The organism is Caulobacter sp. GW821-FHT11E10, assembly GCF_058808375.1.
In genome coordinates this window covers 274464-286415 of record NZ_JBXARP010000010.1, presented here as the reverse complement: position 1 = coordinate 286415, position 11952 = coordinate 274464, and the positions used below count along the sequence as shown (strand labels likewise).

Below are 11952 nucleotides of genomic sequence, written 5' to 3'. Positions count from 1 at the left end.
CCGCACGGTCGGCGCCGGCGTGGTTGCGAAGATCGTCGAGTAATCTCGAAACGATCTAGCTTCGGCTGACAATGCGAAGGCCCCGGAGAGCAATCTCCGGGGCCTTTTGCTTGAGCGGGCGTGGATCCCGTTCCCACGGGCTGTGTCGGCCACCGGCTTGACGTCGCTTCCCGAAAGCGCGAGCACCCTTATCAAGGGACGGGGAGCCAGCGCTTGGATTTGAGGCGAAGGATCAGAGGCAGCTTGGTGGCGCGCTATGGCCTGGCCGTCGCCATGACGGTTCTGGCGGTGCTGCTGCGTTTCGCCTTGGGCGCGGTGTTCCCGCCGGGCTTTCCCTATGTGACCTTCTTCCCGGCCATCGTGGTGACGGTCTATCTGGGCGGGCTGCGACCGGGCGTGCTGTGCGCGACCCTGAGCGGTCTGGCGGCCTGGTACTTCTTCATTCCGCCGGCCTTCGGCTTCAGTTTCGATGTCTCCGTGCTCGTGGCGCTGGCCTTCTACGGCTTCGTGGCCGGGGTCGACATCTTCTTCATCGACGGCATGCGCAAGGCGCTGGACCAGTTGGAGAACGAACGGGAGCGGTATCGCGGCCTGGCCGAGAGCCGTGACCTGCTGTACCGCGAACTGCATCACCGGGTGAGCAACAACCTGCAGGTCGCCGGGGCCCTGCTGCGCCTGCAGGGGCAGGGGGTGACCGATACCGGCGCCCGCCACGCCCTGGAGCAGACCGGCGAGCGGATCGAGGTGATCGCCCGTATCCAGCGTGAACTGCACGACCGCACCGGGGAACCCGTGCCCTTCCGCGACTTCGCAGAGCCCCTGCTGGCCAGCGCCGCCGCCGCGGCCGGAGCGCGGGTGCGCCTGACCATCGAGGGGGGCGAGCAGCCACTGCATCCGGACCAGGCCACGCCGGTGACCCTGGTCATGCTGGAAAGCTTCAACAACGCCCTTGAGCATGGCTTCGGCGAGGCCGGCGAGGGGCAGGTGCGCGTGCGGCTGGACCAATCGGGCCTGGCCCACCTGCTGACCGTCAGCAACGACGGCGCGGGCCCGCCCCCGGGCTTCGATCCCGCCAAGTCCAAGAGCCTGGGCCTGCGCATCGTCCGCGCCATGGCCCAGCAACTGGGCGGCAAGTTCGACATGATCCGCGAGGAGGATTGGACGGTCTCCCGGCTGAGCTACGCGCCGAAGCGGGATTGAAGGCTCCGGCGCAAATCCTCCCCCCAGCGGGGGAGGTGGTCCGAAGGATCGGAGGGGGAAGTTCTCCTGGCCCAACCCCTTCCCCCTCCGTCGTCTCTTCGAGCCGACACCTCCCCCGCTGGGGGGAGGATCTTGGTTCTACAGCTCCAACCGATAGAACCGCGTATCGACCGCCATCCTCGGAAACGCCTCGGGCAGATCGTCCACGGCGACCACCTCGAAGCCGTTCTTCTCATAGAACCGATGGGCCGCCGTGAACCGGTCGGTCGTGCCCAGCCACACGGCCTGGACGTCCTGGGCGCGCGCGTGGGCCAGGGCCGTGTCCAGCAAGGCCTTGGCCGCTCCGACCTCGCCGCGCGCAACCGGTTTGACGAACATCTTGCGCAGGGCCACCGCACCGCCGCGGATGTCCTTCAGGGCGATCGTACCGACGGCCTCGCCGTTCAGTTCGGCCAGCCAGAACTGGCCGGCGCCGGTCTGGTACCAGGCCGGAATGTCGGCGAGGTCCGGCTGATCGGCGGCGGTGATCGCGATGCCGAACTCCTCGCGCTGGATCGGCAGGATCACCCCGACGACGGCGTCTTCGTCGCCGGGGCTAAAGGTCCTGATGACCAGCTCGGCCACTAGAGGCGGTCGACCGGGACCGGCCGGCCCTCCGGCGCCTCGCGCGGCGTGGTCATGCGGGCCAGTTTCGGGGTCAGCCAGCGCTCGAAGTCGTCGACGATCTCATAGACCACCGGCACCAGCACCAGCGACAACACGGTCGAGGTGATCAGGCCGCCGATCACGGCCACGGCCATGGGCTGGCGGAACTCCGAGCCGGTGCCGATGCCCAGCGCCGTGGGCGCCATGCCGGCCATCATCGCCAGGGTGGTCATGACGATCGGCCGGGCCCGCTCGTGGCAGGCGTCGACGATGGCGTCGCGCTGGCTCATGCCGGCGCGCTCCTGCTCGATGGCGTACTCGACCAGCAGGATCGAGTTCTTGGCGGCCAGGCCCATCAGCATCAGGAAGCCGATCAGCGACGGCATCGACAGCGACTGGCCGGTGACCAGCAGGGCCAGGAACGCGCCGCCGATCGCCAGGGGCAGGGCCGACAGGATGGTGATCGGCTTGAAGAAGCTGCGGAACAGCAGGATCAGCACGCCGAACACCAAGCCCACGGCCGAGAGCAGGGCCACGGCGAAGCCGGTAAACAGCTCGACGAATGCCTCCTGGTCGCCAGCCGAGGCCGGGCCGACGCCGTCGGGCAGCTTCTTCATGGTCGGCAGGTTGCCGACGTCGGTCATGGCCTGACCGAGCTGGGCGCCGTTGTTGAGGTCGGCCTCGATGGTCACCTGCCGCTTGCGGGCGAAGCGGTCGATCTTGGCCGGACCGGCCTGGAACGACAGGTCGGCCACACTATCCAATCGCGTTGTACCGCCGCTGGCGGTCGGGACGCGCAAGGCGCCCAGGGCCTCGAGGTCGCGACGGCTGTCGGCGGGCAGCCGCACGCGGATCGGAATCCGGCGCTCGCCCTGGGTCATCTTGGCGACGTTGGCGTCGATGTCGCCGACCGTGGCCACGCGGGCGATGGCGGCGATGTCAGCCGAGCTGACGCCGAGGCGCGCGGCCTCGTCGGCCTTGGGCCGGATCAGGATTTCCGGACCGCTGGGCGGCGACGACGGGCGCGGATCGGCGACGGTGTCGAGCTTCTGCATCTCGCGCTCAATCTGGGCGGCGGTGCGTTCCAGCAGCGGGCCGTTCTCGGCGACCAGGATGGTCTGGACCTCGGAGGTGCCCCAATCGCCCAGCAGGTTGACGCGGGCGTCGGGGATGTCGTGCAGACCGTTGCGGACCTCCTGCTTGATCTCGGTCACGGTCAGGTCGCGCTCGCCCTTCAGGACGATGGTGACCGTGGCGTCGCGGATGTCCGTCCCGCTCTGGCCGCCCCAGCCGCTGCCGATGTTCGAGCCGACCTGGGCGAAGACGTGGGCCACTTCCGGACGCTTGCGGAACATGGTGGTCACCGACTGGATCGTGCGTTCCATGTCGGCCGTGGTCGCCCCGGGCGGGCCCTGGACCTTCAGGTAGTAGTAGTTGTTGTTGGCGGCCGGCTGGAACGCAGTGGGTAGGAGACCCGCCAGCATGATCGAGCCGACGAAGATCAGCCCGCCGATAATGCAGGCCAGGATCCGGTGGTCCAGCGACCAGTCCAGGACGTTGCGGTAGAAGCCCTTGAACGCTTTCCGGGGGTGCGGCTCCTTGGCCGGCTTCAGGAAGTAGGCGGCCAGCAGCGGGGTCAGCAGGCGCGCGACGACCAGCGAGAACAGCACGGCGATGGCCACCGTCAGGCCGAATTCCTTGAAGAACTGGCCAGGCGTGCCGGGCATGTAGGACACCGGCACGAACACCGCCACGATGGTGAAGGTGGTGGCCACGACGGCCAGGCCGATGGCGTCCGCGCCCTCGATCGCCGCCAGGTAGGGTCTCTGCCCCCGGGCGACGCGCTTTTCGATGTTCTCGATCTCGACCACGGCGTCGTCGACCAGGATGCCGATGACCAGGGTCAGGGCCAGCAGGGTCACGACGTTCAGCGAGAAGCCCATCACCGCCATGAAGGCGAAGGTGGGGACCAGCGACACCGGCATGGCGATGGCGGTGATCAGGGTGGCGCGCCACTCGCGCAGGAACAGGAACACCACCAGCGAGGCCAGCAGCATGCCTTCCAGCAGGGTGTGCTCGGTGGCCGTGAAGCTGGCGCGGGTCTCGTCGACGGTCGAGAAGATCTTCACGAAGGTGACGCCGCCCTGTTTCGCGGCGAGCTTGTCGACGGCGGCCTTCACGCGGTCCTCGACGGCGACGTCGCTGGAGTCGCGGGTCTTCATCACCTGGAAGGCGACGACGGGCCGGCTGTCGAGACGGGCGAAGCCGCGCTGCTCCTCGGCGCCCTGGCCGACCTGCGCCACGTCGGTCAGCTTGACGTAGCGGCCGCCGCCGACCGGGATGGTCAGGTCGCGCAGCTGCTCGACCGTGGTGGCCGCGCCCAGCACGCGCAGGGTCTGTTCGCGGCCGCCGACATTGGCGCGGCCGCCGGGGGCGTCGACGCTGAAGCTGGCCAGGGCCTGGTTCAGCTGCGGGGCGGTGACGCCGAACGAGGCCATGCGGTCGGGGTCGAGAATGACGTTGATCTCGCGGTCGACGCCGCCGACGCGCGCCACCTGGGCCACGCCCTTCTCGCCCTGCAGGGCGCGGGTGACGGTGTCGTCGATGAACCACGACAGCTCGGTCGCGCTCATGTTCGGCGCCGAGACGGCGTAGGTGATGATCGGGGCGCTGGTGATCTCCAGCCGCTGGACGATCGGCTCGTCCACCTCGCGGGGCAGGACCGACCGCGTCTGGTCGACCTTGGAGCGCACCTCGTCGGTGACCTTCTGCAGGTCCTCGCCGAGATTGAACTCGATCGTCGTGGTCGAGGCGCCCTGGACCACCGATGAGCGGATGGTCTTGACGTTGGAGATGCTGGCCACCGCGTCCTCGATGGGGCGGGTGACCTGGGTTTCCATCTCGCCCGGCGCGGCCCCGCTCTGGGTGACCGTGACGGTCACGGCGGGGAACTCGACATTGGGGAACTGCTTGATCGGCAGGCTCAGATAGCAGCCGATGCCGGCGATCATCAGGGCGATGAACAGCACCGCGACCGGGATCGGATTGCGGATCGCCCAGGCGGAGATCTTCAGTTCGCCGGTCTTCCCGGCCTTCTGTTCGCCGGTCATCAGCGGGCCGCCTGTTGGGCGGGCGCCGGGCGCACGACGTCGCCGTCGGTCACGAAGGCCGCGCTGCCCAGGACGATGCGCGTGCCGGCCGGCGGTCCCTGAACCAGCTGAGCCCAGCCGCCGCCCTTCTGGCCGACCTTCACGGCGACCTGGTGGGCGCGGTTGTTGCTGTCGACCGTCATCACCGAAAGGCCGTCGGCCTCGTAGCGGATGGCCGATTCCGGAATGGCGGTCACCGGCGCGCCCGAGGCGCCGAAATTGGCGCGGCCGAAGCCGCCGGGGCGCAAGTCGGGCCGCACGGGCAGGCGCACGCGCACCTTGCCCAGGCGGTTGGCGCTGTCGACGCGCGGACTGACCAGGCGCACAACGCCCGAGATCGACTGGCCGCCGGGCAGGGACACCTGAACGGCCTGGCCGGCGCGGATGCCGGGCAGGTTGGCTTCATTGACCTCGGCGTCCAGCTCGACCAGGCCGTCACGGGCGATGGTGAACCACGGGGCGGTTCCGCCGCCCGCGATCTGGCCGGGCTGCACGCCGCGTTGCAGGACCCGGCCGCCGACCGGCGAGGTGATGGTCATGCGCGAAGCGCGGGTGCGCAGCTCCTTCAGCGCCGCTTCCTGGGCCTTGGCCTGGTAGCGGCGGGTCTCGATCTGCTCCTGGCTGAGGACGCCCTGGCCGTCGAGGCCGGAGACACGGGCCGCCTCGGCCTGCGACTGGGCGGTGACGGCCGCCTGCTGATCGATCTGGGCGCGCAGCAAGGTGTTGTCCAGCTGGGCCAGGGGCTGGCCGGCGCGGACCCAGTCACCCTCGTCGGCATAGAGCCGGGCGACGCGATAGCCGGTCAGCTCCGAGCCGACGGCGGCCTCCTCGCGCGAGACCAGCAGGCCGGAGGCCTCGATCCCGCCGCCGAGCGGCCGGGTCTCGACGCTGCCGATGCTGACGGTGCGCGCCTGCGAGGCGGCGCTGGCGGTGGGTTTCTTGTCGGCCTCCGGCTTCTTGCCGCAGGCGGTCAGGCCCACGGCGGAGCAGACCAGGGCGGTGGCGATCAGGGAGCGGGTCGTCATCGGGGGTCTCATTGCGCGGAGGGCTTATTGGGAACGGCTTGGGGCGACCAGCCGCCGCCAAGCGCCTTGTAGGTCTGGATGGCGCGCTGCAGCGCCTGGGTCTGGGCCCCGGTCAGGGCCGTGCGGGCCGAGCGCCAGGACTGTTCGGCCTGCAGGGCCGTGGTCAGGTCGGTGAGGCCGGCGGCGTAGCCTTTGCGGCTGGCCTCATAGGCCACGGCGGCGCGGCGTTCGCCGGCGGCCAGCAGCGTGACGCGGCGCTGGTCGGCCTCCTGTTGCACGAGGGCGCTCTCGGTTTCGCCAAACGCCTTCTGCACGGTCTGCTCATAGGTGATGGCGGCCTGTTCGACGCGCGCGCCCTCGGCCTTGATGTCGGACATCAGCTTGGGAATGTTCAGCACCGGGATCGAGAGGTTGGCGCCGATCGACCAGGCCGAGCTGGTGGTCGAGACCGACGAACCAGCCTGCAGGAAGCTGGGGTTGATCGACTTGGAGAGCCCCACGCCGGGCGTGATGGTCAGGGTCGGAAACAGGGCCAGTTCGCTGATGTTCAGATTGCCCGAGGCCGAGGCCAGGCGCGCGGCGGCCTCGCGGATGTCGGGGCGGCGGGCCAGCAGTTCGGCCGGAGCCGCGGCCGGGACCGGCGGGGCCTTGGCCAGCAGGGGTTCGACCGGGAGACTGGCCAGCGGGTCGACGCCCTTGCCGACCAGGATCAGCAGGCCGCGGCGCGAGGCCTGGAGCTCGGCCTCGAGGGCGGCGACCTGAGCTTCGGTCTGGGCCAGATCGGCGGCGGCGCGTTCGCCTTCGGACGTGGCGGTCAGGCCCCGGCGGCCCTTTTCGGCCGAGACGTCATAGAGCGACTTGGCGATGCGGGCGCTTTCGCGGGCGTCTTCCAGCTGTACCGCCAGGCCGCGAGCCTCGAAGTAGGATTGGGCGACATTGGCGGCCAGGGCCGCGCGGGCGCCTTCATAGGCGAAGCGGGCGGCGGCCAGGTCGTTGTCGACCACCCGTCGGGCGGCGCCGCGGCGACCGATCAGATCCAGTTCCCAGGAGACGTCGAAATTGGCTGAATAGGTCTTGCTGACGCCGCCCTGGGTGAAGCCACCGGCGCCGCTCTGGTCGATGATGTGGGTGTCGGTGCGCTTGGCCGCGCCCTCCAGCGGCGTTTGCGGGATGTAGATCTGGCGGACCAGGCCCTGGCGAACGGCGCGAGCCTCCTCCAGGCGGGCGGCCGCGAGGCGGGCGTCGGGGCTCTGGGCCAGGGCGGTCTCGACCAGGCTGTTCAAGACCGGATCGTCGAAACTGGTCCACCACTGGTCCAGCGCCTGGGAGGGCAGGGCCTTGCCCGCCGGCGCCTCGTAGGCGCCGGGCAGCTTCACATCGACTTGGCGCGCGGGCGTGGTGCAGGCCGAAAGGCCCGCGCCGACGAGGACGGCCGTCCCCGCGAGCAGGGCGTGTGACAAGCCAGAAGGCCGGCCTGGACGCCTGAGGGCGCCGGTCTTGGCAAGACGCATGAATTTCAAACCCGGTTATTCCCGCCTGCAGGCGTGGTTCTGGCGACCAATGTTTTCCCACTTAGGCATCGCTATGCCGATGGGAAAGCCCCCAACCCCAGCTTTAGCGAAGCTAATGTTGCAACACATCGGTCCTTAGCGACGTAAGGGCCCATACCTGTCAGCAGTGCGGCGGGATGACGCGGCTGCGAGCCCTTGACGGGGGAGTGGTTGACGCGACGGCAAAACATACCGCATCATCGAAACAAGTGTTCGACTCTGTTGTCGACACCCGTCTCGCCCGCAGGAGCGGGACAGTATGCGTGGCTTTTCAAGCGTCCAGCTCTGGAGGAACCACGACTTGTCGGCTCTAGAAGGCGCATCACCAAGTTTCGAAAGCGAACGCTCCAGGCGGCGTGGCGGTACCCACGCCCGCGTGCTGTCGCGCGCTCGATCGGAATGCGTCGTGTTCGGGAGACCGCTGCCCAGCTGAACGCTCCAAAGGCCGCGCGAAAAGACGAACGGCCAGTCCAAGAACAAATCGAGGGAGGGAATGACAATGAAACGAACCCGCTTCCTGCGCGGAGGCTCACGCCTCGCGCTGGCCATAGCCACCACGGGCGTAGTGATGGGCGGCGCGAGCGCGGCCCAGGCCCAGGCGCAACAGAAACCCGCCGATGTTTCGACCGAGGTCGAGGAAGTCGTCGTCACCGGCTCGTTCATCCGAGGCACCCCCGAAGACGCGGCCCTGCCGGTCGAGGTGATCGGCGCCGAAGAACTGCAAAAGCGCGGCTCGCCCTCGACGGTGGAACTGCTGAAGGCCCTGTCGGTGTCCAACGGCGTGTTGGGCGACACCAACCAGTTCGACAGCCGCGCCCAGGGCTCGGAAGGCTCGGGCTCGGTCAACCTGCGCGGCCTCGGCTCGCAGCGCACCCTGGTGCTGCTGAACGGCCGCCGTCTGGCGATCAACCCGTTCGGCCAGGCCGGCGCGGGCATCGTCGACACCAACGTCATTCCCGCCGCCGCGATCGGCCGCCTGGAAGTGCTGAAGGACGGCGCGGCCGCGACCTACGGCTCGGACGCCATCGCCGGCGTCGTCAACTTCATCACCAAGAAGAACTTCGAGGGGCTGGAAGCGGCCGCCGACTATCGGATCATCGACGGTTCGGACGGCGACTATGGTCTCAGCGCGACGTGGGGCAAGATCTGGGAGAACGGCAACGTCCTGGCCAGCGTCGGCTGGCAGCATCGCTCCAAGCTCTCGGTCGCCGAGCGCGAGTGGGCCAACCGGCCATATCTGGACAATCCCGAAGGCGGCTGGTCGGCCGCGGGCAATCCGTCGACCTTCATCCCTCTGGCCAGCACGACCAGCGGCATGCGCGACCCGGGTTGCGCGGGCCTGGGCGGCTATCCCGGCTTCAGCGGTCTGACGCCGACCTGCCAATGGCACTACACCCCGTTCGACAATCTGGTCGAAAGGTCCAACGCCGTGCAGGCGTACGTGGAGGCCAATGCCGATCTCTCGGCCAAGACCAAGTTCCACGCCGAGTTGCTGTACGCCCACACCGACGTGCCCGAGTGGAACACCTCGCCGTCCTACGCCGCCCTCGCGGTGCCCACGGCCGAAGCCTCCGCCGTCGCCGGCCGCTACATCGTGCCATCCACCAACCCCGGCCTGATCGCCTTCATGGCGGCCAATCCGACGGTGCAACTGACCAACCTGGTCACGGGCGCGGTCACCACATCGCCCAGCTCGATCTTCGGCTTCGGGGCCATCAACGCCGCGAACCGGCCGTTCGGCATCGGCGGCAATCCGAAGACCGGCTACGGCCCCGCCATCGGCGCGCGTGCGTTCGACGCGTTCCGCGTCTCGGCCGACCTGTCGGGTGAGTTCGAGAACGGCATCGGCTGGGACCTGGCCCTGACCTATTCGCAGGAAGTCGGCATCCGCACCGGCTACGACACCCTGGTCAATCGCTTCGCCCTGGCTCTGCAAGGCCTGGGCGGCCCGCTGTGCGACAGCAACCCGTCGCTGGCCGGCATCCAAGGCACGCCGGGCGTCGGCCAGTGCATGTATTACAACCCCTTCGCCAGCGCGATCCCCAGCAACGCGATCACCGGGGCGGCCAATCCGGCCTACAACTCGGCCCTGGCCAACAACAACAAGGACCTGATCGACTGGTTCTATAAGAAGCTGTCGACCAAGCAGTCCTCGCGCCTGTTCGTCGGCGAGGCCGTGCTGAACGGCAAGACCAACATCACCCTCTCGGGCGGTGACGTCGCTTGGGCCGCCGGCGTCCAGTATCGCCGCACCTACTTCAAGGCCGACTACAACGACATCAGCAACGCCGCGATCAATCCGTGCGTGAACACGCCCGACTTCGGCGTGACCACTTGCACGGGCTCGCAGCGCAACGGCCCCTTCATGTTCCTGGGCGTCGGCAACGAGGCCGATAACCAGAGCGACGTGATGGCCGGCTTCGGCGAACTGTCCGTGCCGATCACCGACGACTTCCAGGCGCAGTTCGCGGCCCGCTACGAAAAGTACGGCGGCGGCATCGGCTCGACCTTCAATCCCAAGGCCTCGCTGCGCTGGCAGGCCATGCCGTGGATGGCCGTGCGCGCCTCGGCCGGTTCGACCTTCCGCGGTCCGCCGGACCCGCTGACCACCACCACCTCGGTGACCTCGCTGCAGGGCATCCTGGGCGTGTTCCGGGCCGTCGACATCTTCGGCAATCCGAACCTGAAGCCCGAAAAGGCCAAGACCTACAACTTTGGCCTGCTGTTCAACGCCGGCGAGTTCAAGGCCAGCGTCGACTACTTCGTCTTCGACTTCAAAAACCCGATCGTGGCCGAGCCGGTGGCCGGCATGGTCGCCTCGCTCTATCCGAACGGGGCCGCCGGGGCCAACAACTGCGCCGATCCGGCCTATGCGGGCCTGGTCGCGCGCTTCACCTTCAACGGCGCCTGCGGGACGCCGACGACCAGCATCGCTCGCCTGCGGACCAACTACATCAATGGCGCGCCGGTGAAGAACTCGGGCTTCGACTTCTCGGCCAACTACCGCTTCAAGGACGTGGCCGGCGGCGACATCCAGATCGGCGGCAGCGCGACCTACATCCAGAAGTACGAGGTCGGCTCCACCGTGGTGGAGGGCGTCACCGTCGAGAAGGCCTTCGACGCCGTGGGCCTGCTGAACTACCAGACCACCGTCGTGCCGATCCCCAAGTGGAAGGGCGATGTCTTCGCCGAGTGGAACATGGGGCCGCATAACCTGCGCCTGTCGATGCACTATATCGGCGGCTATACCGACCAGCGTACCGCGCCCTTCGCGGCGGGCACCTACAGGGACAGCACTGGCGCGGCCCAGACGATCAGCGGCGGCAAGAAGATCGAGAAGCAGGTCCTGACGAACCTGGCCTATCGCGTCTTCCTGCCTTGGGACACGACGGCGACCCTGGCGATCACCAATCTCTTCGACAAGGATCCGTCCTTCGCTCGCCTCGACCTGAACTACGACCCGTTCACGGGCGACCCGCTGGGCCGCACCTACAAGTTCGGCCTCCGCAAGAAGTTCTAGTTCCCTCCGAGCGTACGAGACCTAGCGGCGTGTCCCTCCCCCAAGGGGCGCGCCGCCTTCTTGTAAGGACGCCGTCGCTTGACGGGCGGGCGTGACACGGTAGACGCAGCGCCAGGCTTGGCTGGAGCGCGGCGCGATGATCAACTTCCCCGAGGACATCTTCAGCGAGCCGGAAGACGTCGATCCCGACACCCTGGCCAATCTGGGACCGCTGCGGCGGCTGGCCGGCGTCTGGGAAGGCCGCAAGGGCGTCGACGTCAATCCCAAGGCCGACGGCCCCGAGCGGCGCGAGTTTCTCGAGCGCATCGAGCTTCAGCCCATCGATCCCCAGGCGAACGGGCCCCAGCTGCTCTACGGGCTGCGCTATCACGTCCATATCGTCGCCTCGGACGAGGACACCACCTTCCACGACCAGGTCGGCTATTGGCTCTGGGAACCGGCCACCGGGCTGATCATGCAGACCCTGGCGATCCCGCGCGGCCAGGTGGCCCTGGCCAGCGGCCGCGCCGCGCCGGACGGCTCGGGCCTGATCGTCCGGGCCGAGCGGGGCGGTCCTGGCTATGGCGTCTGCTCGACCGACTTCCTGGAATGGGCGTTCCGGACGGACAGCTACGAACTGGACGTACGCTTCGAGGCCGACGGGGGCTGGTCGTACATCTCGACGACCATGCTCCAGGTTCGCGGCCGCGAGGAGCCCTTCCGCCACGTCGACCGCAACACCCTGACCAAGGTCGCCGAACCCCGCCCCAACCCCTCGGCCCGCATCGCGGCCGGCGAGGCGCCGTTGGCGCAGGCGCATGGGTTCGTGTCGATGGGGTAGAGGAGGCTCCTCTCTCGTAGAGAGGCGCAAACTTTGGCTGACC

The 11952-nt window shown here is 68.5% G+C and carries 6 protein-coding genes and 1 pseudogene; 3 read left to right on the top strand and 4 right to left on the bottom strand.

Going from position 1 to position 11952, the window contains the following annotated elements; genetic code table 11:
* The first annotated feature begins 246 nt into the window (after positions 1–246).
* Complete coding sequence (locus AC1RRV_RS21460; RefSeq protein ID WP_492861673.1) at positions 247–1200, top strand: sensor histidine kinase; 954 nt, start codon at positions 247–249, stop codon at positions 1198–1200.
* Between the two features lie 138 nt (positions 1201–1338).
* Here AC1RRV_RS21460 and AC1RRV_RS21455 read toward each other — a convergent pair whose 3' ends face one another.
* The 4 genes from AC1RRV_RS21455 to AC1RRV_RS21440 are packed head-to-tail and all read right to left on the bottom strand — an operon-like array spanning position 1339 to position 7539.
* A complete protein-coding gene (locus tag AC1RRV_RS21455; RefSeq protein WP_492861672.1) occupies positions 1339–1824 on the bottom strand; it encodes a GNAT family N-acetyltransferase in 486 nt (161 codons plus the stop codon).
* A complete protein-coding gene (locus tag AC1RRV_RS21450) occupies positions 1824–4955 on the bottom strand; it encodes an efflux RND transporter permease subunit (protein WP_492861671.1) in 3132 nt (1043 codons plus the stop codon). The genes AC1RRV_RS21455 and AC1RRV_RS21450 overlap by 1 nt, the downstream gene beginning before the upstream one ends.
* The gene (locus AC1RRV_RS21445; RefSeq protein WP_492861670.1) at positions 4955–6031 is read right to left on the bottom strand and encodes an efflux RND transporter periplasmic adaptor subunit; all 1077 of its coding nucleotides are present in this window, start codon (positions 6029–6031) and stop codon (positions 4955–4957) included. The genes AC1RRV_RS21450 and AC1RRV_RS21445 overlap by 1 nt, the downstream gene beginning before the upstream one ends.
* Positions 6028–7539, bottom strand: coding sequence for an efflux transporter outer membrane subunit (locus tag AC1RRV_RS21440; RefSeq protein ID WP_492861669.1), 1512 nt, complete (start codon positions 7537–7539; stop codon positions 6028–6030). Before AC1RRV_RS21440 ends, AC1RRV_RS21445 begins: the two co-directional genes overlap by 4 nt.
* A gap of 148 nt (positions 7540–7687) precedes the next feature.
* Here AC1RRV_RS21440 and AC1RRV_RS21435 point away from each other — a divergent pair.
* A pseudogene (locus tag AC1RRV_RS21435) lies at positions 7688–11089 on the top strand (TonB-dependent receptor).
* Between the two features lie 136 nt (positions 11090–11225).
* Entirely contained in the window at positions 11226–11909 is a 684-nt protein-coding gene (locus AC1RRV_RS21430; RefSeq protein ID WP_492861668.1) for an FABP family protein, read from the top strand.
* Positions 11910–11952 lie beyond the last annotated feature (43 nt).